Source organism: Pedomonas sp. (assembly GCF_036515995.1).
In the GTDB taxonomy this organism is placed as follows: domain Bacteria; phylum Pseudomonadota; class Alphaproteobacteria; order Sphingomonadales; family Sphingomonadaceae; genus Pedomonas.
This window is the reverse complement of sequence record NZ_DATBUP010000185.1, coordinates 1-24,944: the sequence shown is the minus strand read 5'-3', so window position 1 is coordinate 24,944 and position 24,944 is coordinate 1. Positions and strand designations below refer to the sequence as shown.

The 24,944-nt window shown below is 63.3% G+C and carries 23 protein-coding genes and 3 pseudogenes; 16 read left to right on the top strand and 10 right to left on the bottom strand.

The window, feature by feature from the left end; all coding sequences use genetic code 11:
- The first annotated feature begins 1 nt into the window (after nt 1).
- The 4 genes and pseudogenes from VIG90_RS13695 to arsB all read left to right on the top strand — a co-directional run bounded on the left by VIG90_RS13695 (nt 2) and on the right by arsB (nt 2,422).
- The gene (locus VIG90_RS13695) at nt 2-496 is read left to right on the top strand and encodes an ArsI/CadI family heavy metal resistance metalloenzyme (protein ID WP_331594079.1); all 495 of its coding nucleotides are present in this window, start codon (nt 2-4) and stop codon (nt 494-496) included.
- A gap of 16 nt (nt 497-512) precedes the next feature.
- Nucleotides 513-905, top strand: a pseudogene (gene arsC, locus VIG90_RS13690) (arsenate reductase (glutaredoxin)); the annotation flags it as partial.
- Nucleotides 906-962: 57 nt separating this feature from the next.
- Nucleotides 963-1,361 carry an arsenic resistance N-acetyltransferase ArsN2 gene (gene arsN2, locus VIG90_RS13685; protein WP_414695505.1) on the top strand — a complete coding sequence of 133 codons (399 nt, stop codon included), beginning with the start codon at nt 963-965 and terminating at the stop codon, nt 1,359-1,361.
- On the top strand, nt 1,361-2,422 hold the full coding sequence (arsB, locus tag VIG90_RS13680) for an ACR3 family arsenite efflux transporter (protein ID WP_331594078.1): 1,062 nt from the start codon (nt 1,361-1,363) through the stop codon (nt 2,420-2,422). Before arsN2 ends, arsB begins: the two co-directional genes overlap by 1 nt.
- Before the next feature lie 136 nt (nt 2,423-2,558).
- Here the strand turns inward: arsB and VIG90_RS13675 are convergent, their stop codons facing one another.
- Nucleotides 2,559-3,137 carry a TetR/AcrR family transcriptional regulator gene (locus VIG90_RS13675; RefSeq protein WP_331594077.1) on the bottom strand — a complete coding sequence of 193 codons (579 nt, stop codon included), beginning with the start codon at nt 3,135-3,137 and terminating at the stop codon, nt 2,559-2,561.
- A 604-nt stretch (nt 3,138-3,741) separates the two neighbouring features.
- Between VIG90_RS13675 and VIG90_RS13670 the strand changes: the two genes are divergently transcribed.
- The 6 genes and pseudogenes from VIG90_RS13670 to VIG90_RS19820 all read left to right on the top strand — a co-directional run.
- The gene (locus VIG90_RS13670) at nt 3,742-4,287 is read left to right on the top strand and encodes a peroxidase-related enzyme (protein WP_331594076.1); all 546 of its coding nucleotides are present in this window, start codon (nt 3,742-3,744) and stop codon (nt 4,285-4,287) included.
- A gap of 39 nt (nt 4,288-4,326) precedes the next feature.
- On the top strand, nt 4,327-4,962 hold the full coding sequence (locus tag VIG90_RS13665) for a pyridoxamine 5'-phosphate oxidase family protein (protein ID WP_331594075.1): 636 nt from the start codon (nt 4,327-4,329) through the stop codon (nt 4,960-4,962).
- Nucleotides 4,959-5,555, top strand: a complete 597-nt coding sequence (locus VIG90_RS13660; protein ID WP_331594074.1) for a glutathione S-transferase family protein — start codon at nt 4,959-4,961, stop codon at nt 5,553-5,555. Before VIG90_RS13665 ends, VIG90_RS13660 begins: the two co-directional genes overlap by 4 nt.
- An 89-nt stretch (nt 5,556-5,644) precedes the next feature.
- A complete protein-coding gene (locus VIG90_RS13655) occupies nt 5,645-6,121 on the top strand; it encodes a DUF1348 family protein (RefSeq protein ID WP_414695503.1) in 477 nt (158 codons plus the stop codon).
- 142 nt (nt 6,122-6,263) lie between these two features.
- A pseudogene (locus tag VIG90_RS13650) lies at nt 6,264-6,494 on the top strand (DUF3363 domain-containing protein); the annotation flags it as partial.
- A 130-nt stretch (nt 6,495-6,624) separates the two neighbouring features.
- Nucleotides 6,625-6,744: pseudogene (locus VIG90_RS19820) on the top strand (hypothetical protein); the annotation flags it as partial.
- Between the two features lie 21 nt (nt 6,745-6,765).
- Here VIG90_RS19820 and VIG90_RS13645 read toward each other — a convergent pair.
- Both VIG90_RS13645 and VIG90_RS13640 read right to left on the bottom strand, forming a co-directional pair.
- Nucleotides 6,766-6,891 (bottom strand): hypothetical protein, encoded by a 126-nt coding sequence (locus VIG90_RS13645; protein WP_331594072.1) that lies wholly within the window; start codon nt 6,889-6,891, stop codon nt 6,766-6,768.
- A gap of 12 nt (nt 6,892-6,903) precedes the next feature.
- Complete coding sequence (locus tag VIG90_RS13640) at nt 6,904-7,794, bottom strand: AraC family transcriptional regulator (protein WP_331594071.1); 891 nt, start codon at nt 7,792-7,794, stop codon at nt 6,904-6,906.
- 85 nt (nt 7,795-7,879) lie between these two features.
- Here VIG90_RS13640 and VIG90_RS13635 point away from each other — a divergent pair, with 85 nt between their 5' ends.
- Entirely contained in the window at nt 7,880-9,124 is a 1,245-nt protein-coding gene (locus VIG90_RS13635; RefSeq protein WP_331594070.1) for a putative glycolipid-binding domain-containing protein, read from the top strand.
- 292 nt (nt 9,125-9,416) lie between these two features.
- Here VIG90_RS13635 and VIG90_RS13630 read toward each other — a convergent pair whose 3' ends face one another.
- The gene (locus VIG90_RS13630; RefSeq protein ID WP_331594069.1) at nt 9,417-10,385 is read right to left on the bottom strand and encodes an SDR family NAD(P)-dependent oxidoreductase; all 969 of its coding nucleotides are present in this window, start codon (nt 10,383-10,385) and stop codon (nt 9,417-9,419) included.
- 38 nt (nt 10,386-10,423) lie between these two features.
- The gene (locus VIG90_RS13625) at nt 10,424-11,179 is read right to left on the bottom strand and encodes an SDR family NAD(P)-dependent oxidoreductase (RefSeq protein WP_331594068.1); all 756 of its coding nucleotides are present in this window, start codon (nt 11,177-11,179) and stop codon (nt 10,424-10,426) included.
- Between the two features lie 158 nt (nt 11,180-11,337).
- Here VIG90_RS13625 and VIG90_RS13620 point away from each other — a divergent pair, with 158 nt between their 5' ends.
- On the top strand, nt 11,338-11,949 hold the full coding sequence (locus tag VIG90_RS13620; protein WP_331594067.1) for a TetR/AcrR family transcriptional regulator: 612 nt from the start codon (nt 11,338-11,340) through the stop codon (nt 11,947-11,949).
- A gap of 317 nt (nt 11,950-12,266) precedes the next feature.
- On the opposite strand, the gene VIG90_RS13615 is transcribed toward VIG90_RS13620, so the two are convergent.
- Nucleotides 12,267-12,698, bottom strand: coding sequence for an Rrf2 family transcriptional regulator (locus VIG90_RS13615; protein WP_331594066.1), 432 nt, complete (start codon nt 12,696-12,698; stop codon nt 12,267-12,269).
- Nucleotides 12,699-12,784: 86 nt separating this feature from the next.
- On the opposite strand from VIG90_RS13615, the gene VIG90_RS13610 reads away from it, so the two are divergent.
- Nucleotides 12,785-13,564, top strand: coding sequence for a class I SAM-dependent methyltransferase (locus VIG90_RS13610; RefSeq protein ID WP_331594065.1), 780 nt, complete (start codon nt 12,785-12,787; stop codon nt 13,562-13,564).
- Between the two features lie 532 nt (nt 13,565-14,096).
- Here VIG90_RS13610 and VIG90_RS19885 read toward each other — a convergent pair.
- The 3 genes from VIG90_RS19885 to VIG90_RS13595 all read right to left on the bottom strand — a co-directional run bounded on the left by VIG90_RS19885 (nt 14,097) and on the right by VIG90_RS13595 (nt 16,366).
- The gene (locus tag VIG90_RS19885) at nt 14,097-14,495 is read right to left on the bottom strand and encodes an RES family NAD+ phosphorylase (RefSeq protein ID WP_414695504.1); all 399 of its coding nucleotides are present in this window, start codon (nt 14,493-14,495) and stop codon (nt 14,097-14,099) included.
- A gap of 62 nt (nt 14,496-14,557) precedes the next feature.
- Nucleotides 14,558-14,992 (bottom strand): antitoxin Xre/MbcA/ParS toxin-binding domain-containing protein, encoded by a 435-nt coding sequence (locus tag VIG90_RS13600; RefSeq protein ID WP_331594063.1) that lies wholly within the window; start codon nt 14,990-14,992, stop codon nt 14,558-14,560.
- Nucleotides 14,993-15,475: 483 nt separating this feature from the next.
- Nucleotides 15,476-16,366 (bottom strand): helix-turn-helix transcriptional regulator, encoded by an 891-nt coding sequence (locus tag VIG90_RS13595; protein WP_331594062.1) that lies wholly within the window; start codon nt 16,364-16,366, stop codon nt 15,476-15,478.
- Nucleotides 16,367-16,600: 234 nt separating this feature from the next.
- Between VIG90_RS13595 and VIG90_RS13590 the strand changes: the two genes are divergently transcribed.
- From VIG90_RS13590 to VIG90_RS13580, 3 genes are all read left to right on the top strand, one after another.
- Nucleotides 16,601-18,397 (top strand): acyclic terpene utilization AtuA family protein, encoded by a 1,797-nt coding sequence (locus VIG90_RS13590; protein WP_331594061.1) that lies wholly within the window; start codon nt 16,601-16,603, stop codon nt 18,395-18,397.
- A gap of 95 nt (nt 18,398-18,492) precedes the next feature.
- On the top strand, nt 18,493-20,745 hold the full coding sequence (locus VIG90_RS13585; protein ID WP_331594060.1) for a TonB-dependent receptor: 2,253 nt from the start codon (nt 18,493-18,495) through the stop codon (nt 20,743-20,745).
- Nucleotides 20,745-21,914: an MFS transporter gene (locus tag VIG90_RS13580; RefSeq protein WP_331594059.1), complete on the top strand. Its 1,170-nt coding sequence runs from the start codon at nt 20,745-20,747 to the stop codon at nt 21,912-21,914. Before VIG90_RS13585 ends, VIG90_RS13580 begins: the two co-directional genes overlap by 1 nt.
- Nucleotides 21,915-22,186: 272 nt before the next feature.
- Here the strand turns inward: VIG90_RS13580 and VIG90_RS13575 are convergent.
- A partial coding sequence (locus tag VIG90_RS13575) for an autotransporter outer membrane beta-barrel domain-containing protein (protein WP_331594058.1) occupies nt 22,187-24,944 on the bottom strand: 2,758 nt, incomplete at its 5' end.

The window sequence follows — 24,944 nt, the reverse complement described above, 5'->3', positions numbered from 1 at the left end:
GATGAAGCGTCTGCATGTTCATGTCGGGGTCGAGGACCTCGCCCAATCGATCCGGTTTTACTCGTCGCTGTTCGGAGCCGAGCCGACCGTTGCCAAGGCCGACTACGCCAAGTGGATGCTGGAGGATCCGCGCGTCAACTTCGCCATATCGGCGGGTCACGCCACAAGGGGCGTCGAGCACCTCGGCATTCAGGTGGAGGACGAAGCGGAACTGGCCGAGGTTTACGACCGTCTCAAGGCCGCCGATCGTCCGGTGCTGGAGGAGGGCTCCACCACTTGCTGCTACGCCAAATCCGAGAAAAGCTGGATCGCGGACCCCCAAGGCGTGGTGTGGGAGGCGTTCCTGACACACGGAGACTCCACTGTTTATGGCGGCGCTCCGGCGCTGGGGAGCCTGACGGCGCAATCCGCCAATGCGGTGGATAGCGCCTGTTGCGCCCCGGCGCTGCCCCAAAGCGCGAAGGCATCCTCATGCTCGAGCTCCTGCGCGGGCTGACATGAAAGGCAACACCATGACGGTCACGATTTACCACAACCCGGCTTGTGGCACCTCGCGCAATACACTTGCGCTCATTCGCGCCACCGGCGTCGAGCCGGTTGTCATCGAGTATCTGCAAACACCGCCCAGCCGAGAAGAACTGGTATCCCTCATCGCCCGCATGAAGGTGCCAGTGCGCGATGTTCTGCGCCGGAAGGGCACCCCTTTTGAGGAACTGGGCCTCGATGACCCGGCGCTGACCGACGATCAGCTTATTGACGCGATGCTGGCGCACCCGATCCTCATCAACCGTCCCATCGTGGTGGGCCCCCAGGGCGTGCGCCTCGCGCGGCCGTCCGAGGTCGTGCTCGAAATTCTCGATCAGCCCCTCACGCAGGATTTCATCAAGGAAGACGGCGAGGTTGTCCCGGCGGGGCAGCGGCTTGTCGAACTGCCCGAGGGCGGCCTGTCGGAGCTGCGGGGGATGCTGGAGGGCTCCGGCCTCCCCTGCGGTGACCTCGACGAACCCGGTCGCCGCTTCTATCGCTGGGAAGACGCGCAAGGGAATATCGGCTGGGCGGGCCTTGAGCCTTGCGGCGCAGATGGGCTGTTGCGGTCTCTGGTCGTCCCGGAGCTGCTGCGCGGGCAGGGCACAGGCGCGGCACTGGTGGAGGCGATGACAACGGAAGCCCGGCGGCTTGGCATCGAGCGCCTCTGGCTGCTCACGACCACAGCGGCTCCGTTCTTTGAGCGCCTCGGCTTTGATGTGGTGAAGCGCAGCGCAGCGCCGCCTTCGATCCAGGCAACCCGAGAGTTTCACGATATATGCCCGGCATCGGCAGTCTGCATGGTGCTGACGCTTGCGCCAGCAGGACACGCATAATGACAGACGCTGCGGTTTCCCGTTCACCGGCAATCTCCACCTTTGAGCGTTACCTGTCGGTCTGGGTGATCCTCTGCATCGGCGCAGGCATTGCGCTCGGGGCGGCACTTCCCGACTTCTTCAAGCTCGTCGCGTCAGCCGAAGTGGCGCAGGTCAACCTGCCCGTGGCAGTTCTGATCTGGCTGATGATTATCCCCATGCTGCTCAAGATCGATTTCGGCGCGTTGGGGCAGGTGCGCCAGCACGTACGCGGCGTCGGCGTCACGCTGTTCATCAACTGGGCGGTCAAACCCTTCTCCATGGCGCTGCTCGGCACCCTGTTCATCGGCTGGCTGTTCCGCCCGCTGCTGCCCGAGGCGCAGATCGAAAGCTATATCGCCGGGCTCATCCTGCTGGCCGCCGCCCCCTGCACAGCGATGGTCTTCGTCTGGTCGAACCTGTGCGAGGGTGAGCCAAACTATACGCTCAGTCAGGTGGCGCTTAATGACCTCATCATGGTGTTCGCCTTCGCGCCGCTCGTCGGCCTGCTCTTGGGCGTCGCCTCGATCACTGTACCGTGGAACACGCTGCTGCTGTCGGTCGTGCTCTACATCGTTGTCCCAGTCATCGCGGCGCAGATCCTCCGGCGCTCCCTGCTGGCCTCCGGCGGTCAGCCCGCGCTCGACCGGCTGCTGGCGACGCTCGCTCCCGTGTCGCTCGTCTCGCTGCTGACGACGCTGGTGTTGCTGTTCGGCTTTCAGGGCGAGCAGATCCTTGCTCAGCCTCTGGTGATCGCCCTGCTCGCCGTTCCCATCCTCATCCAGGTCTATTTCAATGCCGGGCTCGCCTACTGGCTGAGCAAGCGGTTCGGCGTTGCCTGGTGCGTGGCGGCTCCAGCGGCGCTGATCGGCGCCTCCAACTTCTTCGAACTGGCGGTGGCGGCCGCAATCTCGCTTTACGGCCTCAATTCAGGCGCGGCGCTTGCCACCGTTGTTGGCGTGCTGGTCGAGGTGCCGGTGATGCTGTCGGTCGTCGCCATCGTGAAGAAAACCCGCCGCTGGTACGAGGCAGCCGCTTCCTGACCGGGACCAGCGCCCGTGGGTGAATGAAAGGCGGCGGCATCCCAAGGTTTCCCTGATATCAGCGCCGCCGTGGATCGCCGCCGACAGGGGCTGAAGGAGGCCCCGCGCTTCAGCCAGGCCAGCTGCGCGGCTGCCATCAGGCTGGCACGGCGGCATCAAGAAGCGCTTCGGCGACCTGCTTTGCCGTTTGCGCGGCCTCGGGCATGGCGCGCACCTGTGCAGTCACGATCGCACCCTCCTTCAGGAGAGCCAGCTGTTCGGCAAGCACCCGCGGCTCCCTTGCTCCTGCCTGTGCACAGAGTTGTTCGATATACGCCAGAACCAGCCGCTTGTGCTCGGCGGCAGCGCGGTTGATCGGGTTTTCCTTATCGCCGAACTCACTGGCGGCCTTGATGAAGGCGCAGCCGGCAAAGCCCAGACCTGGGAAGGCGCCGCCGCGGAACCAGTCCTCGAGCGCATCGAACATCGCCAGCAGGCGACCACGCGGATGAGGAGAGGCCTGCTCCATTGCCCCCATGAGCCAGTCGCGGAACTGTTCGTGGCGCCGCTGCAGGGCCGCCAGGATCAGCTCGTCCTTCGAGCGGAAGTGCTTATAGAGCGTCATCTTCGCGACGCCCGACTCGGCGAGGATCTTGTCGATCCCGGTCGCGTGATAGCCCTGCGTGTAGAAAAGCCGCAGGGCGGTATCGATCAGTTGGTCTCGACGTGACTGCATGGTCGGTCCTCCGTACCGACCGGTCTATACACCCCGAGGCTCGACCTCGCCACAGCGGAGCATGATCGGCAAACAACCCGCTTGACGAATATACAGACCTGTCTGTATTGTCGCTGCAACTCGAACAGGCCGGATACGCCCATGTCGCTTCAAACCGCTCCGCAACCGGCTGAACCGCCAGGCAGTCACGCCGAGAGCGAGGAAGAGCAAACCATAGCGCGTGTCATGCTCGAAGCTGCGCTTATGAAACTCACAATGATCGGCTGGTCGCCGAGCCCGGTGGAGCTGCGGCATGGCCAGCAACCCCTAAGCTTCCAAGGCAATGCCAGAACCGCAGGCTCGGCTACAGCGGGTCTGGCACGATCCCGCACCGGGCGGCGGTCGCGGGCGGCCCTGGCTCCAGCAAGCCTGCTCATGGCCGCGGCGCTCCGGACTGCCGGCCGGACAGTGAAACTGCTGCGTCGCCGAATGCCGACAAACACCGGCTCGGGACAGGCATCACCCTGCCCGGAGCTGCCTCGCGCCCACCCGCCGTTTCGTACCTGTTGCATCTCGTAGCTTGCCCAACTTCAGCGCGCTGTCGCGCCTCAACAGGAGCAATCCCATGTCCCGCATCACTGCAGTCACCAACGATACCGCCTCGCCCGAACAGCAGGCGCTGTTCAATGCCATCCAGGCGCAGCTCGGCATTGTGCCCAACTTCCTCAAAGTGCTTGCCAACTCGCCGGCTGCGCTGCGAGCCTTCCTCGGTCTCCATGGCATCGTCGCCGAGGGGAGCCTCGATCCGCAGACCCGCGAGCGCATCGCCCTCGCGCTCGCCCAGGAGAACGCCTGCGAGTATTGCCTGTCGGCGCACACCGCCATCGGCCGCGAAGCCGGCCTCACCAACGATGAGATGGATGCCAACCGCGCCGGCACCAGTCGGGATGCCAGGGCAGCGGCTGCCGTCGCCTTCGCCCGCGCGCTGGCGGACAACATGGGCGATGTGACCAACGCCGAACTGCTGGCAATCCACAGCGCGGGCTACTCGGATGCCGAGATTGTCGAGATCATTACGCACGTTGGCATGAATATCCTCACAAACATCCTCGGCAGGGCAAGCCGGGTCGAGATCGACTTTCCCAAGGTCGAGCTGAAACAGGCAGCGTAAGTCCCGCAGCCTCTACCATCCGTCTGGGAGCCAACAGCCATGGCGCACCGCTTTTCAGAGATCATGTTTACGCCGAGCGTGAAGGCGCTCCAGGCGCAGTTCGGCTCGCGTGGCTCCTACCAGCGCCTCGCTGAGCCGGACGCACCCGCACGCGACCGGCTCAGCGAGAAGGAAGCCGGGTTCATCATGGCGCGGGACAGCTTTTACATGGCCTCGGTGTCTGAAACGGGCTGGCCCTACGTCCAGCACCGTGGCGGCCCCACGGGCTTCCTCAAGACGCTCGACGAGCAGACGATCGGCTTTGCCGACTTCCGCGGCAACCGGCAGTACGTCAGTACCGGCAATCTGCTGCGCGATGATCGGGTGTCGTTGATCCTCATGGATTACCCGAACCGCCGCCGTCTGAAAATTCTGGGCCACGCCCGGATCATCGACATGGACGCCGAGCCCACGCTGATCGCCGCCCTCGAGCTGCCTGACTATCGGGCCCGGGTGGAGCGCGGATTTCTGATCCGTATCGCGGGCATCGACTGGAACTGTCCCCAGCACATCACGCCCCGCTTCACGGAAAATGACATCGAGGCTCTCCTCGAGCCTCATCGCCACCGGATCACCGAACTCGAGCGCGAAAACGCTGAGCTGCGCGTCCGGCTGGCAAACGAGGCTCAGCCATGATCACGCTCTACAGCCTGGCACCCTCGGGCAATGCCCAGAAAGTCCGCATGGCGCTGCGCTTCCTCGGGCTTGTCTTCGAGGAGGTGCAACTGACCGGTGGTGCGCACAAGCGTCCACCGTTCACCGACCTCAAACCGCTCGGCCAGGTGCCGGTGCTTGTTGATGACGAGGTGGTTTTGCGCGACAGCCAGGCCATTCTCGTCTACCTCGCCGCCGCCTACCGCCCGGGCGAGTGGGACGGATACGATGCTGCCGAGCGTGGCCGCATTGCCCATTGGCTATCACTGGCCGCGGACGAAATCGCGCAAGGGCCGAACCGCCTGCGCCTCGCTGCCCTCTTCGGGGTGACGATCGACCCTATCGCTGCCGCCGCCCGGACGAAGCGTGCTCTTGATCTGGTCGAGCGGCAACTCGAGGCGAGCGGCTGGCTCGAAGGCGGACGGCTGACGATCGCCGATCTCGCCTGTGCGCCTTATCTGGCGTTGCGCCCGCAGGGCGGGGTTGATCTTGGCGCCTATTCGAACGTGCGCGCGTGGACCGCGCGCGTCGCAGCGCTACCGGGCTTTCCGGTGATGACCGGGTGGGGCGCCTGATGCGTGCCCGATCCGCAATTCGCACGCCTGCTTACCTGCGCCTGACGCGCCGCGCCCCAATCTTGCGCCCATCCAGAGGAGACATGATCATGACCGAACCGCACGCCCATCCCCCGCTGCCGCCCTTCACCGCCGAGACCGCCGCGCAGAAGGTGCGCCTGGCGGAGAATGCCTGGAACAGCCGGGATCCCCACCGCGTGTCGCTTGCCTACACCCCGGACAGCCAATGGCGCAACCGCGCCGAGCTTCTGCAAGGGCGCGACGGGATCGTGGCCTTCCTCATGCGCAAGTGGTCGCGCGAACTCGACTACCGGCTGGTCAAGGAGCTCTGGGCCTATTCGGGTGACCGCATCGCGGTGCGGTTTGCCTACGAGTGGCATGATGACAGCGGCCACTGGTACCGCTCGTACGGCAACGAGAACTGGGAGTTCGACGCGAGCGGCCTGATGCGGCGGCGCATCGCCAGCATCAATGACCTGCCGATTACAGAAAGCGACCGGAAGCTCCATTGGCCTCTCGGTCGCCGCCCCGACGATCATCCCGAGCTGACCGCACTCGGACTTTGATCTTCTCGCTCACCCTTCTCGCCCTCAGCAGGGAGACGAGCATGCTGCGGCTGCCATCAAACGCTGCGCTCGGCCTTATCGACATCCAGCAAGCTTTGAATGATCCAAGCTGGGGTTTTGGGAACAATCCGGATGCAGGCCGTTGGTCGTCTTGGCCAAAACACCGCCACACTTGCCGCCAATGCGGTTGACAAACGGCGCGACATGGCTGGACCGGTGGTTGCTTCATCGCGAAATAGCCGATCTTGCCCCTGTTGGATTCGGCCAGCAGGTGCGCAAGGCCCTAGACCAGCGCGAAGAACATCACATCGAACAAAGCGGCGCCAACCGAGCGCGTAACGGCCGCATCTGCTACCGGCGCAGCCTTCCCGCCATTTGACGTGAGTGAGAGGCTGCCTGTGTTGCCGCGCAGATGGCCGAAGCAGAGGGTGACCGTTCCACGCGTAGTATCGTGGGGTATAGCTGGCGCATAGAAGGCGCGGGCCGAGGCATATAAATCACTTATTGAACCGAAAAATGCTTGGTTCGCGCACTCCCATGGCTCGCTGATTCAGACGCTCGCGGTTGCCCAATATCTTAACTTCCGCCACGCTGCGGACGCGCTCGGAGCGGCACAATCCAGCGTTATTGCTCGAGTGAAGGCGCTAGAGGAAGCCGTAGTCCGCCGTCTCCTGACCGCCTGCAACCGAGCCGAACTGGAGGAGGGCCGCCGCCCCGAGCTGTCTTGTCGGCAGTGCTCCCCGCGTCGAAGGCAGGAGCCGACGTGCCATGGCGCCCGCGTATCAGATCGATCGATGATCTGAACCTAGCCGCGCCAGCCGGAGGGAAGACTGCGATGCGACATGCCTGCGGTAGGCCGCAGGCGGCGCTCCGAACCGCGCTTTGAATCTTCTGGTGAACTCCGAAAGGTCGGAAAACCCGCACGACAACGAAATGTCGAGAACCGAGAGGTCCGTCGTTGACAGCAGATCCGCGGCGGCTGTCAGTCTTCTGTTCAGGATATATGCGTAAGGCGTCACGCCGGCGACCTGACGGAAGATTCTCGCAAAGTGAAACTTTGAGATGCCGATCTGGCGGGCCAGCAGGTCGAGCGTCAATGGCTCATCGTACGAATTGTTGATAAGATGAATGGCTGCCGCCACTCTTGCTTCGTCCTTGAGCGTGGCCGGCGTCTCAGCCGCATCAAAGGCAGTTGCGAGAACGGCGGAAGCCAGGCAGTATGCAGTGGCCTCCGCCTCGGCGAGCGACGCATTTTGTGCCAGCCGGGAGGCCTCGTGAACAAACGGAAGAAGATGATCGAGCGGCGGGAGCCTGTGCTCGCGAAAATGCAGTCCGCCGACGCCGCGCAGCCCCCGCCTAGCGTCCTCAATAAGGCTCGGGTCGTAATGGAAGGCGATGCAGCGATCCCCATGCCCGTGTTCGTGCGAACATTCAAAACAGGCATGCTGATTGCCAAGAAGGAACGACCCGGGAGCCATCACGCGGCGGCCGTGGGTCGAGCGATAGACGAACGACCCTGAAACGACGGCGGAAATCGAGACCCACTGGTGAGCCTCCTCGAACGGCGTATCTCCAGGCCCGGCCGTGCACAGGATATCGCTGACGCGCCAGCCTGGCCCTTCTGCAAGCACGCGCACGCTTGCCTTGTCCTGTTCTTGCCCCGTGTCCGCCATGCCCCACGATAGCAAGATTCACCAAGAGTTGTCACGCTGGAGCCATTAGTTCTCTGGCCAGACTTGAAGAGCAGGAGCAAAGGGAATGGGCGACTATAGCCGGCGCACGGTGCTGATTGGTGCGGCCGTCTTGCCGCTCGTGCCCTCCAGGCTTCTGGCGACAGGGGATATGCGAATGGTTCGTGATAAAGAGATCATCTGGCGCCGTGTCATGGACGATCTCAGCTTTGAGCATGCCTATGTCCGGCAAGGCCCGTCCGGCCTGAGCTTTGGCGGCACCGTCCTTGTTTCGGAGAAAGGTGCGCCGCTGCGTATCGAGTATCAGGGCGATTGCGATGACATGTGGCAGACGCGCAAGGTCGCCCTGGCGCAGACCTATCATGGATCCGCCGCCAGCCTGCTGCTGGAGCACGACGGGCGCGGGACGTGGAGGCGCAATGGCGCCACGGCACCAGACCTTGCCGGTTGCACTGATGTCGACCTCGGCGTCAGCCCGAGCACGAACGCACTTCCCGTGAACCGCCTGCGGCTCGCTCCGGGGGCGTCGAGCACCATTCGGGCGGCGTGGGTTCGCTTCCCGTCGCTCGATGTCGAAGTTGCAGAACAGTCCTACCAGCGAATTGCGGACCGCCGCTATCACTACCGCAGCCTCGCGAGCGGCTTCGAGGCACAGGTCGAGGTCGACGAGGACGGTTTTCCCACCGACTATGCAGGCATATGGCTGCGCCTTGGCGCCGGCGGGCTTGCTCGGCAGCCATCCGCCATGCACGGCCAGCCGGGCTTTGCCGGGGCGCTGGTATCGCCCGGCCCGGCCGACGACATGGCCGACGTCGCGGCGGATTTCGGATGGCTCGTGGGCGGGTGGTCGGCCGACGTGTTCGACTATGATCCCGACGGCGAGGTCCGAACGGGCGCTGGCGAGTGGTGGTTCTCATGGGTCCTTGAAGGCCGCGCAATTCAGGATGTCTGGATCTCGCCGCCGCGCGCCCTGCGTTGCGCCTCTTGCGCGCCACAGACAGCGAACAATCGCTACGGCACATCGCTTCGCCACTTTGACCGAGATGAGGGACTGTGGCGGATCACCTGGATCAACCCGGTCAGCGGCGCCGTAAACGCACTCTCCGGCCGCCGGGACGGCAACAGGATCGTGCTCCTCGGAGAAGGAGACGGCGATTCCATTCGATGGAGTTTCAACGATATCAGCAATCAAAGCTTCGTTTGGACGGGCGAGCGGCTGGGCAAAGACGGGACGTGGCGAAAGGAGGCCGAGTTCCGTTTGCGCAGGATCGCGAGTATGCGTGCAGTCTCGCCCCGTCAGGGATCGGTCTAGCACGGACGGGTTCATGCCGTGCACAATGTCTCCCTGTCGCCAGCTTGCGGGTTCCGCGGGGAACGGCAGGCACCACCAACAATTTTAGAAACGACCGCTTTGCTGGCAAACTTGGCGGATCTCTGTGATTCAAGAGATTGCCTGATCAGGCAGCGACAGGCGAGGGATGACTGCGTTAACGGGAATTTCAGGCCGGCTTGCCCCGTGGCCAGGAACGAAGGACCCGCACAGGACCTTAAAAGCCCCGATCGGATTGTACTCCGGCCGGGGCTTTGGATGTGCGCCTTGGGCGTCAGGATATGATGCTGAGCAGCGCCTCGCTCTTTGCCCAGAGGGCCGTGGCGCTCCCGGCATCAAGCGCATAGGATCGGACGCCGTCTGCAAACGGGTTGGGTATGTCATTGATCGGCGCGACCGCGCAGTCCTCCAGATAGTGTCCGCCGATTTCATCCTTGTCAGCCATGAACGCCGCCCAGACCGAGGTTGCGGCAGCCTGCGGGATGTCTTTCAGTGCTGCCGGCGCAAGCCCGGAATCGGCGCGGGCCCTGCCGGCGGTCTCGAGCAGGACCTGCAGGTCCTGCGCTGAGAGATGGCGGGGAAGGTTGGTCAAGCTGTTTCCAGGCATCACCGAAGCGGCCCGGATGCCGCGATGGCGGTACCGCCGATCGAACTCCGCGGCGAAGAGCGATGCGGCGGTTTTCGATCGGGCGTAGGCGATAAATGGATCATAGGGCTGGGTCTCAAAATTGAGGTCATCCAGGTCGATGTCAGAGGCGCGGTGCGCCTGGGAGGAGAGCACCACCAGGCGTCCGCCATCGGCAAGCAGCGAGGAGATCCGGTTGACAAGCGCAAAATGGCCGAGATGGTTGATCCCGAGCTGGCTCTCAAAGCCGTCAACCGTCCGGCCAAAGGGCGTTGCCATGACGCCGGCATTGGCGATGATGGCGTCGAACGAACGGCCATCCGCGAGCAACTGGTCGGCGCAGGCTCGAACGCTCTTGAGAGATGCCAGATCAAGCCTGATCAACTCAAAATTGCCGCCGCTTTGCGCTGCTGCGGTCCGGGCCGGTGCAATGACAGGCGCGGACTTGGCAGTATCCCGGACAGCCCCGACGACACTGGCGCCCCGCAGGGCCAGGGCGCGCGCCGTCTCCAGTCCGATGCCTGATGCGGCGCCTGTCACGAGGAACCGCTTGTCTTTGAGATCAGTGCCGGCCAGCACGTCATCGGCGGTCGATGTTGCACCAAACTTGGTGGTCATCTCTAGTTCCTTCATGTGGAAAGGGTGGTCCCCAGTGATCAGATCTGGACGCCGCCAGCAACGTCGATCACGCCGCCGGTCATGTAGCCTCCGTGCGGTCCCGCCAGAAAGCAGACGAGGGCAGAGACTTCCTCGAGCGTTGCGATGCGACGGATCGCGTGCATGTCCATGACCGCCTCGGGCAGGTTGTCGCGTACGTCTGCGGCCATGTCGGTTGGCATGATGCCGGGCTGGACGACGTTGACCGTGATGTTGCGTCCGCCAAGATCGCGGGCGACGCCTCTGGCATAGCCGGCGATGGCCGCCTTGGTTCCGGCATAGTCGGCAACGCCGGGGAAGGGGATGCGGGTGCTCAGGGCCGAGCCGATGAAGATGATGCGACCGCCATCGGAAAGGACCGGAGCTGCCGCGCGCGTCGTCGCCACCGCGCCCATGACGTTGACCTGCCACTGGCGGTCGAGATTGGCCGTGTCGAGATCGGGGTCATCGACCGTCTGACCCTGCACGGCAATGGCGGCATTGTTGATGAGAATATCAAGCCTTCCGAAGTGCTCCACCACTTTGCTGATCAGCGGCCCGGCCGCGGTCGCATCGGCCTGGTCGCTCTGGATTGCCAGGGCGCGCACGCCTTTTGCCTTCAGCGTGTCGACGATGGCATCGGCTTTTTGCTTTGATGCGACATAGCTGATTGCAACGTCCGCACCCTGGGCGGCAAGGGCTTGCGCGATCATAGCGCCAAGACCGCGCGAGCCGCCGGTAACGAGGGCAACCATGCCCTTGAGTGAGTTCGACATGCCAGAACCTTTCCCTGTGAGATGAGGGCAACGCCGGACTTTGGCGGCTGCCAGCTCGATTACCATAATGAGCATTACAATAACGATCGTTATGAAATGTGGACATGGCCTGTCAAGTGGTTTAATAACGACCATTATGAAAAAGCTGAGAGGAGCCGATGGGACGGCACCGTGAGTTCGATGTGGAAAAGGCGCTGGATGCCGCGCTCTGCGTCTTCTGGCGCAAGGGTTACGAGGGTGCGTCATACGCCGACCTGACCGCGGCGATCGGCGTGGAAAGGCCCGCCCTGTACTCTGCCTTCGGCAACAAGGAATCCCTCTTCCGCCGCGCTCTGGAGCGCTACGAGGAGCGATACATGGACCACTTTCCCAGGGCGCTGCAGCTGCCCACGGCGCGGGAAGTTGCGGCGCATATCCTCTTCAGCTCGGCCGAGCTCAATACCCGGTTTCCTGACCAGAGAGGATGTCTGGGTATTCATGGGAACCTGGCAGGCACGGATGACTCAGAGGCCGTCCGGCAAGCTCTGGTCGAGTTTCGTGCAAAGGGCGAGGCGCAGCTGCGTGCCCGCTTCGAGCGGGCAAAGGCGGAGGGCGACTTGCCGGAGACAGCCAGACCGGATGCCCTTGCAGCCTACCTGATGGCGGTTCTTCACGGCATGGCCGTGCAGGCAAAGGCCGGCTTCAGCCGCGAGATGCTGGAGGCGGTTGCCGAGCAGGCGCTGGCGGGCTGGCCCGCGGGCGGCACTGCGCCGTCAAACAAGTCAGCCTGAACTTCACACCCAAACGATCTCCTGCTCCCTGTCCTGCTGAACCCGCCTGTGCTCTCAAAACAGATGGGTTCGGCAGCGAGCCGTCGGGATGTCGGAACCTGAACAATGCCGTCGCATCATACGACCGGAGCCGTGGCCCAGCGGGGCGGGCATGCCGTCAGGCAGTGTGCCCGCGAACTGCGGATCGCACCGGATTACCGGGCGTCGAAGCCGCCGGGTCTGGGTCAACTGGCGGGCAGGGCGACATACCATGCGGTAACTGGCGTGCGACCAAGGGCGTGAAAAGCGGCCGTCTGCTTCAGTCGCTTCGCGGGCTTTCAGGGCCTGGCACTGCAGCGTTCGCCAAAGCTGCGAGCCAGTTCGGCGAGCGTGACGGCGCCCAATCGCGCCAGCAGCAGCGCCTCGGCCTCGTGCAGGACGTCCTCCAGCGCTTCGTTGACTGCCTTCTCGACGGCGCACTCCGGGTTCGCGCGTTCGCTGCCGATGGCAAAGACGCGCGGGCCACCCACCGCGCGGTGAATATCCAGAAGCGAGACCTTCTCCAGGTCCGCTGCAATCTCCCAGCCGCCGCCATGGCCTTTCTCCGAGCGCACGTAACCGGCCTTGCGCAAGCCTGCCATCGTGCGCCGGACAACCACCGGGTTCGTCCCGAGCATGCGTGCGATCGCCTCGGACGTGAGAGGGCCGTCGTGGCGCGCCATGTGGAGCAGCACGTGAAGCATTCGGGAAAGGCGACTGTCGGCGCGCATGACATACTCCCTCGCACGCCAGAACGGATTGGCAAACACGCAGAATCAAGATACTTTTAAAGTTACATGATTCGTGGAGCATCCCGATGCGTGAATTTGAAAATCCCGATCACTGGGACAGCGCGGCCCGGCATTATGAGAAAACTGCTCATCCGTTCACAGCGCAGTTTGCCCAAGCAGCGCTCGCGCGTGTGCCGCTGACGCACAAGAGCCGCGTTCTGGACGTTGCGGCAGGCACCGGCGCGCTTGCGCTTGCGGCGGCGCGAACCGGAGCCCATGTGCTGGCCACCGACTTCTCGCCCGGCATGGTCGCCCGGATCGCAGCGGCAGGGCTGCCCAACATCGAGGCGCAGGTGATGGACGGGCAGGCGCTCGCGCTGCCGGATGGCGGTTTCGACGCTGTCTTCTCCATATTCGGCGTAATCATGTTCCCAAACTGGCGCAAAGGATTGTCGGAGATGGCGCGGGTGACGCGCCCGGGCGGGTGCGGGGTGGTGGCGACGTGGCAGGATCAGGGCGCTGCAACGTTTCTGCTGCTCGGCCAGGTTCGGCGGAAACTGTTCCCGGAACGCGAAGGCTTGACGATGCCGGCGGCTGTCCAGGCGCTGAGCATTCCGGAGGATTTCGCCCGCGAACTGGTTGCAGCGGGCTTCGGGGATCCGCAGATCGACCAGGTGACGTTCGACTACAAACTCGACATGCAGGCACTGGCCGAGCCGGATACGCTGTTTGGCATGTCCCCGGACTGGACCAGTCTGAACGAGCTCGAAAAATCCGAAGTGGTTGCAGAGGTGCGGAAAATGGCTGGTGATCGGCCCGTTCTTCCTGTTCCCTCGACCGCACTTATCGGTACAGCCCGCCGCTGAAGGCGGGCCACAGGGTGCCCCAATGCCGCAAGTTGGGCGTGGTCACTGAGGGCCGGTGCGCCGGGATTGCTGCAAAGGCCTGGCGCCGGATGTGCGGGCGGGTATGCGGCCGGATGTGCGGTTGCCTGCGCCTGCGGAGCAGTTTCAAATATCATCGCACGATCGGCCCTGTCGTGGGCGGAGCGCGACCTGTTAAGGCCAATTGAACTGTGCGGGCGGGGTCAAGCCAAAACCGCCGCTGCGATATAGCCGTGCCGCTCCCCGCCGGCAAAATTGACAACAAATTGACGACCTGTGACCGTCGCTGCCGTAAAGCGCGAGGCATGAGTCTTGCCTGCTGCCAACCGGCAACATCTGGCCGCGACAGGCTGACAGCGCTCGTGACGGCTATTTTAACCGATTTTATGCAGCCGGTCGCTGAACTGATGCCGGTCGGCCATAGGCCTGTTATCCCCTGCCCAGGCGACAGCTCATCTATGCCCGCTTCGATTGCACGCTCGAAGCCATGCGTCGAAGGGCAGTGACGATCTGGCTAAATCAGGCGCGAGTCCAACACAAACCGTTCGGTTGCAGCGACAGCGATCTCCCTCACGGCCGGGTGCCTGTGGTTGATGATTACGTTCATATCCGGTGCGTCTTCAAGTGGGACGATGGCTGACGGCACCCTCAGCAGGGGCGCAGTCAGGGCTTGGTGCCAAGCATCGCCCCTTGCTTGCGTCAGACTCTCCTGGCGCTGCCACCCGAAGGGCAGCTGGGCCACATTGATGGTTTCCATGCCAAGTGCATCCGGTACATGATACCGCACCATGACCAGTTCGGGCAGCAGGTCCGGATCCTGAACATGAACCAGCTTCTCCAGAACGCACAGCGGTGGCGAGGTGGCGCAATAGGTGACAGCATGGCCGACTGTATTCCAGCGCCCATCAAGCAGCAGGCCATAGCCGCCATCGAATGCCTCAACGTGCTGTCGACTGGATAGGGATCACAAGATCATCAGGCAGCGGCGCCCCAGGCGATCTTGGCAAGGATCGTCTCGACAACACGGGCCCCGGCTTCGGTTTGCGCCAGCGCCAAGGGGGTCTCGCCATCAAGTTCGACAAGCGGACGGCGCAACCAGGTGTTGGCCTTCTCCATACTGCCGAAGGTCACCTCGGCCAGCGTCTGAACCCATAGGAGCCGGACGATGCGATCCGACTCCTCGATGGTGAGAGGCTGGTTCTTCTCAGCGCGGTGCCTGCGGGTCCGCTGCGGGATGACCCACCGCTCGATCTCCTGATCCGTCAAGCCGGCCTGAGCCAGTCCTTTGAGAGCGCTTAGAGGCAGACGCCGCCGCACTGCCAGGGCCAGATCCGCCTGGGAACGCACCGCCCCGCCAAGCACGGGCTCTCCACCAAGCTTGCGGGCAACCTCTGCAACAATGATAGACATAGGCAGCGGCTCCACCCGTTGGTCTGCAGCATTCGCCATTTTCTGGCAAGTCGCCGGAGCTGCAAGTTCCTTATGGCAACCTGTCGTTCTGGCCGTCGCGCAACGCCGCTTATAGTTGCGCACTGCGCCGATATTGGAGAGCCGATGCGCCACCGCCCGTGGTACCCTCAAACTGCTCATGTAAGCCGAACATCCCGCATGCTCTCAGCAGCCATCGCCGTCAGTCGAAACGTCGATAACATCCTGCGCCGTCTTGATCCGAGTGAGAACAGCATCGAACGATACGGGCTCGTCGCCGAGCAGGCCACGTGCCGCGATCCGCTTTCGTGCATGTCGGTCCATCGGTCTGCGACGCCAGTTGCAGAAGGCTCTGGTTTGCCGGACTTCGACCATGTCGGCTGCACCACAGAGCATACAATAAGCGTCAGCTGTATGTGATTTATTTGTTTGCTGGTGGCGCGGGCTCTTGCTTTTTTCAGAACGCTACGTCAGGCGGCAGCTGGCAGGAAGATGGCAGTCAGCGATGCCGGCGCGGTGTCTCTGGCGGTACTGCGACGGCGTGGCGTTTGTCATCCGCTTGAAGGCAGCAGAGAAGTTCTGCGGGCTTGAGAACCCCAGAGATGCCGCGATGGTTTTGAGCGGCATGTCTGTCTGCAGGAGGCGGACGGCCTTTTCAAGTTGGCGGGCCTCGACATGTGCCTGCAGCGTATGGCCTGTCGCCGTCCGGAAGGCGCGCATCAAGTGACGTTCGCTGACACCGCACAGCTCTGCCAGTTCATAATTGGCGGGAGGCTTGCCCATCTCACGCAGGCGACTGTCGATACGGCGGAGCTGCCACTGCGCAAGTCCGCCCTTGAAATGGGGCTGGCGGTTCCGGTGAACGAGTGCGCGGGACAGCTCTACCGCCATGGCCAGCCCCAGTGAATCTACGAGCAGTTCGCTGGCAAAGCCAGGTTGCTTCAACTCCTGGATCAAATGGGCGATCAAGGGAGCGATGGCGGGCGAGCTCAGGTTCCATCCGACGGTTGGATCAATTCGCGCCGGATCGAACCCCATCTCCATCATTTGCTCAACAAGCTCGTTCGAGAAGACGCAGCCAAGGCTGCGTATGGTTCCTGCAGCGCGGGGCTTGATGAGGATCGGCGCCCCGCAGGACAGGTAAGAGGTCCTGCCCAGCGGCCGGAGCCGTTTATCCCCGCTGCGGATGTCAGCTGCCGAGACGGTGTCGGCATGACTGGAGACCAGGTTGACCAGCACATTCGTCGCCATGACCACCTGGATGGGCTCCGCCTTCGTCCAGACGCTCTTGCGCAGCTGGACGGTGAGCCTGGGTGATGCAATCTGGCGTTCCACTTCAAACAGGCTGCTCTGCATCGGCCGATCCCTCCGCACAAATCTGTCCTGTCACCATCTTACTGCCTTGTGCGGCTGTCGCAAATGCGTCCTGCGACGGCACGTCGTGCCGCGGTTCCGCCCGCCATTGCCGCACTTCATGAAGACTATGGCGGCCTTGCAGCAATCCGGCGCTCTGGCAGAGGTCCGCATCGTTGTCTGCTCGCGGATTTTCCGTATCGACTGGTCAAGGGATATGCATGAGGGAGGATAATCATGCCCAACCGTATGGTCAGGATCGGCGGCGCGTCGGCAGGCTTCATCGACAGCGCGATTGCAGTGCCTCAGTTGCTCAAAGCAGGTGTCGATTACCTTGCGTTCGACTGCATGGGCGAGGGGAACATGCCGATTCTGGCCCGTCGCCTTGATGAAAAATCCGGCACTGGCTACATGGCCGAGTTCCTTGAACATCTCCGGGCAAATCTCGGCGAGATCATGGCCAAGGGCGTTCGTGTCGTCGCCAATGCCGGTGGCCTCGACCCTCGCGAGTGCGCTCTTGCCATTGAGAAACTGGCAGCCGAACTGGGGTTGAAGCCGGTTGTCGCTTATGTGGAAGGTGACAATATCCTGAGCCGTGCCGACGCGTTGCGAGCGACCGGCTACCGCGACATGTTCTCGGGCGCACCCTTTCCGGACAAGCGCATCACGACCGCCAACGTTTATCTCGGCGCTCTTCCGATTGCCGAGGCGCTCTCGCGCGGCGCGCAGATTGTGGTGACGGGCCGTGTCGTCGACAGCGCCGCAACGCTGGGACCGCTGATCCACGAGTTCGGCTGGTCGAGGGACGATTATGACATGCTGTCCGCCGGAACTCTCATCGGGCATCTGCTTGAATGCGGCGCGCAGGCATCGGGCGGTATCTTCACCGATTGGGAAGATGTGCAGGACTGGGCCAACATCGGCTATCCGATCGCCGAGTGCCATCCGGATGGCACAGCCATTATTACCAAGCCAGAGAACACCGGCGGATTGGTTTCCGTCGGGACGGTATCCGAGCAGCTCCTCTATGAGGTCAGCGATCCGCAGCGCTATTTCGTGCCGGACGTGACATGCGACTTCAGCGAAGTCCGGGTTGAACAGGTCGGCGAGAACCGGGTGAGAGTGTCGAATGCGAGGGGGTATCCGCCGACGTCCACCTACAAGGCGCTGCTGACTTACGATAACGGTTGGCGCGGCTCTGCCAGCTTTGTCGTCAGCGGGGAAGATGCCGTGCGAAAGGTAGAGCGCATCGGCCAGGCCCTGATCGATCGTACCCAGGAGATGCTGCGCCAGCGCAATCTGGGCGAATGGCGGGAAACGCGCGTCGAGACGATCGGTGCGGAGGGCTCTTATGGCGCCAATGCCCAGTCTCTGGCCCGCGAAGTCCGCGAAGTCGTCTGCCGCATCGTAGCGGATCACGACAGCCCGCAGGCAGCGGGCCTTCTGGTCTCCGAGCAGTTCACCGCAGGTATTTCAATGGCGCCCGGCAATGCCTGCGTTCCGCTCGGTCTTGGCGTGACGCCTCTGTTCAGGCTTTTCCCGGTTCTCATCGAGAAGAAGTTGATCGAGGCTCGGGTGATTATCAATGGCACGGAGACGCAGGTCCCCATCCCGAGCGAAGGCGGGTTCCAGGACAGCCAGGTCAAGGAGCTGTCACTGCCGCAGCAGGCGACGCCCGAGACGCCCTCTGTTGTGCATTTGCGGAAGCTTGCCTGGGTGCGAAGCGGTGACAAGGGCAACATCTCCAACATCGCCGTCATTGCTCGCAAGCCTGATTATCTGCCCTTCCTTCTTGCGGCACTGAGCGAGCAGGCCGTGGCGGAATGGTATGCACATCTGTTCCCGGATGGCCGGCCGGGTGAAGTGCACCGCTATGAGGCCCCCAGCCTGAACGCGGTCAACTTTACGCTGCACGCGGCGCTGGAAGGCGGCATCACGGCGTCTCTGCGCTTCGATCCGATGGGGAAGGCACTGGGTCAGCAACTTCTGCGGTTCCCGGTCCCCGTCTCGGCGGCGGTGGCGCAGCAGCTCTGAAAGCTTGACGTCAAAAAGCAATAAAAGACAGGGGAGTGAACGTGATGAAGAAGCCGGTGGGTTGTGTATCCCTTATTGCGCTTGCAGGCGCAGCCATGGCTGTGCCTGTCCAGGCACAGACAGCCGACGAGACAGTCAGCGGGCTTGGCGAAATCGTCGTGACGGCGCAGCGCCGCAGCGAGAACCTGCAGCGAACACCGATCGCCATCAGCGCGGTGACGGCAGATGTCGTGGAGAAGCTGGGCATTTCGGAGGTAACCGATCTGGCCAACATCGCTCCGAACCTGAACGTGCTGCCTGGCACATCAACCTCGGTTGGCAGCGTGATCACGCTGCGCGGCATCGCAACGCCGACGGACGAGATGATGACGCTCGATACGCCGATCGGTCTTTATATCGACGGAGTCTATCTGGCCCGCTCGGGCGCAAGCGCGTTCGACGTGGGCGAGATCGAGCGCATCGAGGTGCTTCGCGGCCCGCAAGGGAGCCTTTTCGGCCGGAATACCACAGGCGGCGCCGTCAACTTCATCACACGCAAACCCTCCGAAGACTTCGGGCTGATCGCCAAGGCGGGAATTGGCCGGTTCGGCAGCTGGAACAGCAAGCTCACGCTTGATACCGGGCGGATCGCAGACAGCGCCCGCGTGACGCTGTCCTACGCGCACCGCGAGCGCCATGGCTTGACCGACAACGTGCTGGCGCGCAGTCGAAACGATCCAGGCGCTCAGAATATCGACAGCGTCCGCGCGGCGGTCACGCTCGACCCTTTGGACGCCGTCACGATCGACTACGTGTTCGATTATTCAGACCGCAATGCCCATCCCTATGCCTTTCAAATGATCAACGCCACGAGCATGGTGCGGGCATATCTGGACAACTCGCCGGCCCTGGGCGGCAACGCGCCCCTCATTCAGAAAGAACGGGTAAAGGAGATCGCGCTGGACAACGATGGCGGTGCGCATGACCGCATCTGGGGGCACATGGTGCGTCTGGCGGCGGATTTTGACCAGATTACAGTCAAGACAACGACCGCCTTTCGAGGCTGGAATTCCAAGTCCCGCGCAGACCTTGATGGCCAGGGGGGGCTGAGGGGCCTGCTGTTCTCTGGCAACCCCTACGATCCGGACCTCGGGGACGTCGGGCTGTTCCATTCTTCCAATAACCGGCGGCAGCGTCAGTTCAGTCAGGAATTCGAAATCGCCTCTGCTGGCGACGGCCCGCTCCAGTGGGTCGCCGGCGCCTTCTACTTCCTTGAAACCGGTCGCGAACGTGCGCCCCAACAGGCGGTCGCTGTCGTCGACGTGCGAACCTTCCTGCCGGAGGCGCAGCGTGCGCTGTTCCCAGCGGCACTGGCCTATCAGGGCTTTGTCAGCCCTGGCTTGCTGGAATATCGTTCCAAATCGCGGTCAGAGGCTCTCTTTGGGCAAGTCAGCTATCGCCCGGAGGCGCTGGATGGCCGCTTGGGCCTGACGATCGGGGGGCGCTACAACTGGGACAAGAAGTCGGTGAACCAGACGGCGCCGTTCATCAACAATGACAGCGTCAGCTTCAGCGAACCGACCGGAAACGCCACCCTCGACTACCGCGTTACAGGAGACGTCAACGTCTACGGCCGCGTCGCCCGAGGCTACCGGTCGGGCGGCTATTCTGTGCGCAGTTCCCAGTCTCCATTCCGCCCGGAGAAGCTCTGGTCGTATGAAACGGGGATCAAGGCGGACTTGCTGGACAACCGTCTCCGGCTGAACGCGGCGGCATTCATCAACAGCTATACAGACCAGCAAGTCTCGCAACCGGTGCTGAACCCCAACGGCACCTTTGGACAGATCATCGTCAATGCAGGCAAGACAAGCTATCAGGGCGTCGAACTGGAAGCCGTCGCGATACCGGCCCAAGGCCTGACCCTGACCGGCTCGCTGGGATATATCGATATCGACATCAAGCGCTTCGATGCGTTGGGCGGTGATATTGCAGGCAGCGCCAAACCTCAAAATGCGCCGTCCGTGACGGCAAATGCCAGCATGGAATACGCGTTCGACATGGGCAGCTTTGCGACCCTGACCCTGCGGGGCGACTGGAACTACCGTTCAAGGATGTACTTCTTCGCCACCCCGGTCGGCATGCCGTTCTTTGATGATATCGTCAGCCCCGGACGTTCGCTGGTGGACGCGCAGATCCGCCTGGACGACGTTGCCATTGGCAATGGCGACTGGTCGCTGACCGCGTTCGTGAAGAATTTGACCGACAAGAAGCACACGACGCGAGCCATCGACTTTGGCGCACTTGGATATGCCGGTGTGTGGTACGGCGACCCGCGCACCTGGGGCCTTGAGCTGTCGGTGCGCTTCTGATGCAGGGTCATAACCCTAGCGCACTCGAGACGACCACTGCGGTGCTCGGCACCGCAGTGGTCAGCCTTGTAACAACGCCATTGGTGCCGGCACTGCCGGCGCTGGCGGCATCTTTTGCAGGCGGTACGCTTGATGCGAATCTCATCGCGCAGATGCTGATGGCCGCTCCGGCCGTCATGGTCATCCTCGGCGGTCCGCTCAGCGCGTTGCTCCTCAAGGTCTGCTCGATCCGAACGGCTCTGCTCGGGCTGGTGAGCCTCTTTGCCGTTGCAGGTAGCGCGGGACTGGTCCTGGACAGCCTGGCACTGCTTTTCGCATCCAGGCTGCTGATCGGATTATGTGCCGGTGCTGTATCCACCCTCAGTCTCGCGCTCATTGCCACGCGCTATGAAGAGGGCGTCCGTAACCGCCTCTTCGGCTGGACATCTGCATGCGGGTCTTTCCTGGGCATGGGCGGTCTGCTTCTGGGCGGCCTTTTGGTGGAAGCCCTGGGCGCGCGCGGGCCGTTCCTGCTTTATCTGGCAACGACGGTCCTGCTCGCCATGGTGTTCGCCACCCGCAAGGAGGGAACGCCGCCCGCCGGGCGGAGGACGCAGCCCCTGTCCGACTTGCGGCCGCTGCTTTCGACATACCTTCTGTTGCTGATGGCGGCAGCGGGCCTGTTTTTCCTCCATGCAAAGGGGCCGTTCCTGCTGACCAGAGTCGAGATCGCAAGCGCATCGAGCATAGGACTTGTTCTTTCTCTTGCCGCCGTCATTTCGGCGGTCAGCGCAGCCCTTTTCGCGCCGCTGCTGCGATGGATCGGCGTGCCTCATCTTTTGCGGCTCACCTTCTTGATGCTGGGATGCGGCGTTGCGCTGGCTGCACTTGCGTCCAGCCCCGTGCTGCTGCTCTCAGGGTTCGTCCTGCTCAGTATCGGCGGCGGTATTGTCGCGCCGCTTTTCAAGACGATCATCCTCGGCAAGGCGGCAGCCGCAGTTCAGGCGCTTGCTGCCGGCTTGATCCTCTCCAGCCTGTATGTTGCCCAGTTCATGGTGCCATTGGTGATCCATGGCCTTGAAGAAATCGTGGGCCAGGGTGCGGCTCTTTGGATGTTTGCAGGGGCTCTGGCGCTCCTGGGGGTTGGAGTCCGAGGACGGCGCAAGGGCTTTGGCTGGCGGGCATCCTAACTTCGTGCTCTTGTCGGCACTAAAGGATGTCCTGATCGTCACCGGCCGTCCGGAGGCCGGCTGCGCGATGCTTACCATAAGTCAAGATTACCGGGATGCGGCATCGGCTGCTTTTGTAAAGCACAGCCCGGTCTGCTGTTAATGTATCGCCTTGGGTCGGTGTCTTGGAGGCAAGACACCGACCCAAGGCTGCGGCTTCGAGCTCAGGCTGATCAGCGGCGCTCATGGACTGAAGCCACATAGGAGACAAGGCTGCGGCAGCCTTGTCTCTATCAGAACCGCACAGCCAAGCGCGCCGACAGGTCATGTTTTTCAACGCCCCCGGCAAATTGGCCGCTGTAGCCGAGGCCGAGCGATGCCCGCTCGCTGACATCCAGTTGGACGCCGGTCTGGAGCCGCGCGACGTCCTGTGCCAATGGGCTTCCCACAACCGCAAACAGGTCGCCGCCCGGAAAGCCGTGGCGAGAGGTTGGCGCCGTGACACTGAAGGCATGCTGCCAGCCGAAGCTGCCGTGTACAGAGGCAGGCAGGCTGCCGAGGTCGAACCCAAGGCGTGCATTGAACCCAAGCGTGCCGAAGGTGACGGCCAGATCTTTGCCGCTCCCTGAGAGTGCTGCGGTGCCACCGGTCTCGCCAAAGGATTCCACGGTGTTAATCACGTGAGCAAGACTGGCGAACGGCTCTAGCGCGGCCTTTCCAAGATGGACTGCCCAGGCTGCCTCAGCGAAAGCCTGTACGCTTGCGGCCTTGTATTCGGCACGCACATTCTGGGACAGGGCAGCAACAGTCACGTCGCGCCGGGTTTCCAGATCGTGCCAACTGTAGGCCGCGCCGCCACGCAGGCTGATGCTGCCAAGGCGCGCGCCCCAGTAGAAGCCAAGGTGATAGCTCTCCGCCTCGCTGGATGATAGACGCTGGCCGACTGTCAGATCGGCGTTCCCGTAGCCTGCGACCAGACCTGCGCTGCCATCGCCCAAAGCCACGTCCCAACCAAGCAAGATGCCTTGGGTATTGTGCGTCAGCCGTGCGGCGTTGCCGTTGCCGCTGCGGCTGCCCCAGCCGCTGAAAGTCTGCCCCCATAGGCCGCCGCCGGATCCGCTGCGCAGTTGCTGCGAAACCGCCTCGCGTACGAAGCGGCTGTCCTCAATGAGAACCGAGCGGGCAGAGGCATGGATCTCGCCTGAAAGCAGATCAAAGCTGTGCTGAACGCGCGCTGCGTCATCGGGCAAGGTCAGGATCGCATCGTACACCGCATGGCCCGCGCCGAGACGCTCCGCCGCCGTTGCCGTGGCGAGCTGATTGCGGGTCACTACCTTGTCCTGAAACTTGGCGGTATTGCGCGTCAATTCCAGCGATACTTCGCGGGCGGTGTAAGACAGGGTAGGCGTCAGGAAGGCGAATTTGGATAGCGCACCGCCGAAGGTGCCCTCGATGCCGCCGCCAGCCGTCAGGATAGTATAGCGGGCGAAGGGCCGATACTCGCCTTCCTCGCCCACATGCAGGACCGTGCCTCCCTCAAGGCGGATCTTCCCGGTGACATGGACGCGATCGCTAGCGGCGCCGGCGGGATCACTCTCCACCTCATAGAGCGAACCCGAGCTGAGGGTGAGGTCACCTTTGACTGTCAGGGTGCCGATGGAGTTGCCCGGCGCGAGGACTGCCTTATCGCCAACGACCGTGCTGCCGACAGTGCCCGAGCCGCTGAGGCGGCTGCCCCCGTTCAACTGGAGGGTGCCGCCAAGGCTGCCGGCGCCGGTCTTGCCGACCACCATATGACCGCCCGCAAGCCGGACCATTCCGGCAAATCCGCTGTTGTCACCGGTGAGGATGAGCGTGCCGCTGCCCTGTTTGGTGAGGCTGCCGCTGCCGGCGAGGCTGCCGGCAAAGCTGGTATCCGTGTTCTGCGCGATGGTCAGGCTGGCAGCGCCCAGCGCAAGGGTGCCGCCGGTGCCGGAGAGTGAGCCCATGGTCAGCGCGTGACCATTCAGGTCGAGCGTCCCGCCGTTGACGATGTAGCTGCCGTTCTGAACGAAAGCGCTGGCGATGCCGGCCCGCAGCGTGCCGTCTTTGACAATCGTGCCGCCGGCGTAGCTGTTGGCACCGGTCAGCGTCAGCGTGCCGCTGCCCTGTTTGGTGAGGCTGCCGCTGCCGGTGAGACCGCCGGCAAAGGTGGTATCCGTGTTCTGCGCAACCGTCAGGCTGGCAGCGCCCAGCGCAACCGTGCCGCCGGAGCCAGAGAGCGAGGCCATGGTCAGCGCATGACCATTCAGGTCGAGCGCACCTCCGTTCACGGTATAGCTGCCGTTCTGGACGAAGGCGTTGGCAGTGCCGGCCCGCAGCGTGCCGGCCTGGACCACCGTGCCGCCGGTGTAGCTGTTGGCACCGGTCAGCGTCAGCGTGCCGCTGCCCTGTTTGGTGAGGCTGCCCGCGCCGGTGAGACTGCCGGCAAAGACGGTATCCGTGTTCTGCGCGACGGTCAGGCTGGCAGCGCCCAGCGCAATGGAGCCGCCGGCACCGGAGAGCGCGGCCATGGTCAGCGCGTGACCGTTCAGGTCGAGCGTGCCGCCATTGACCACGTAGCTGCCGTTCTGGACGAAGGCGTTGGCGGTGCCGGCCCGCAGCGTGCCGGCCTCGACCACCGTGTTGCCGGTGTAGCTGTTGGCACCGGTCATCGTCAGCGTGCCGCTTCCCTGCTTGGTGAGGCTGCCGCTGCCGGTGAGACCGCCGGCAAAGACGGTATCCGTGTTCTGCGCAACCGTCAGGCTGGCAGCGCCCAGCGCAACCGTGCCGCCGGAGCCGGAGAGCGAGGCCATGGTCAGCGCATGGCCATTCAGGTCGAGCGTGCCGCCGTTGACGATGTAGCTGCCGTTCTGGACAAAGGCGTTGGCGGTGCCGGCCCGCAGCGTGCCGGCCTCGACCATTGTGCCTCCGGTGTAGCTGTTGGCGCCGGTAAGGACGAGCGTGCCCAGGTCCGTCTTGACCAGCTGAGAGGAGCCGGTCAGCGCCGCCTCGATGGTCGCCGCGAACCCG

Excerpts from the sequence above, each read along its gene's own strand:
- VIG90_RS13655 (WP_414695503.1), top strand. The coding sequence starts at position 5,645 with ATGACCGAACCGCACGCCCATCCCCCGCTGCCGCCCTTCACCGCCGAG.
- VIG90_RS13610 (WP_331594065.1), top strand. The coding sequence starts at position 12,785 with ATGCGTGAATTTGAAAATCCCGATCACTGGGACAGCGCGGCCCGGCAT.
- VIG90_RS13665 (WP_331594075.1), top strand. The coding sequence starts at position 4,327 with ATGGCGCACCGCTTTTCAGAGATCATGTTTACGCCGAGCGTGAAGGCG.
- VIG90_RS13620 (WP_331594067.1), top strand. The coding sequence starts at position 11,338 with ATGGGACGGCACCGTGAGTTCGATGTGGAAAAGGCGCTGGATGCCGCG.
- VIG90_RS13645 (WP_331594072.1), bottom strand. The coding sequence starts at position 6,891 with ATGGCACGTCGGCTCCTGCCTTCGACGCGGGGAGCACTGCCGACAAGA.
- VIG90_RS13670 (WP_331594076.1), top strand. The coding sequence starts at position 3,742 with ATGTCCCGCATCACTGCAGTCACCAACGATACCGCCTCGCCCGAACAG.
- VIG90_RS13600 (WP_331594063.1), bottom strand. The coding sequence starts at position 14,992 with ATGTCTATCATTGTTGCAGAGGTTGCCCGCAAGCTTGGTGGAGAGCCC.
- VIG90_RS13660 (WP_331594074.1), top strand. The coding sequence starts at position 4,959 with ATGATCACGCTCTACAGCCTGGCACCCTCGGGCAATGCCCAGAAAGTC.
- VIG90_RS13595 (WP_331594062.1), bottom strand. The coding sequence starts at position 16,366 with ATGCAGAGCAGCCTGTTTGAAGTGGAACGCCAGATTGCATCACCCAGG.
- VIG90_RS13580 (WP_331594059.1), top strand. The coding sequence starts at position 20,745 with ATGCAGGGTCATAACCCTAGCGCACTCGAGACGACCACTGCGGTGCTC.
- VIG90_RS13640 (WP_331594071.1), bottom strand. The coding sequence starts at position 7,794 with ATGGCGGACACGGGGCAAGAACAGGACAAGGCAAGCGTGCGCGTGCTT.
- VIG90_RS13590 (WP_331594061.1), top strand. The coding sequence starts at position 16,601 with ATGCCCAACCGTATGGTCAGGATCGGCGGCGCGTCGGCAGGCTTCATC.
- VIG90_RS13630 (WP_331594069.1), bottom strand. The coding sequence starts at position 10,385 with ATGACCACCAAGTTTGGTGCAACATCGACCGCCGATGACGTGCTGGCC.
- VIG90_RS13615 (WP_331594066.1), bottom strand. The coding sequence starts at position 12,698 with ATGCGCGCCGACAGTCGCCTTTCCCGAATGCTTCACGTGCTGCTCCAC.
- arsB (WP_331594078.1), top strand. The coding sequence starts at position 1,361 with ATGACAGACGCTGCGGTTTCCCGTTCACCGGCAATCTCCACCTTTGAG.
- VIG90_RS13585 (WP_331594060.1), top strand. The coding sequence starts at position 18,493 with ATGGCTGTGCCTGTCCAGGCACAGACAGCCGACGAGACAGTCAGCGGG.
- VIG90_RS13625 (WP_331594068.1), bottom strand. The coding sequence starts at position 11,179 with ATGTCGAACTCACTCAAGGGCATGGTTGCCCTCGTTACCGGCGGCTCG.
- VIG90_RS13635 (WP_331594070.1), top strand. The coding sequence starts at position 7,880 with ATGGGCGACTATAGCCGGCGCACGGTGCTGATTGGTGCGGCCGTCTTG.
- VIG90_RS13675 (WP_331594077.1), bottom strand. The coding sequence starts at position 3,137 with ATGCAGTCACGTCGAGACCAACTGATCGATACCGCCCTGCGGCTTTTC.
- VIG90_RS13695 (WP_331594079.1), top strand. The coding sequence starts at position 2 with ATGAAGCGTCTGCATGTTCATGTCGGGGTCGAGGACCTCGCCCAATCG.
- arsN2 (WP_414695505.1), top strand. The coding sequence starts at position 963 with ATGCTGGAGGGCTCCGGCCTCCCCTGCGGTGACCTCGACGAACCCGGT.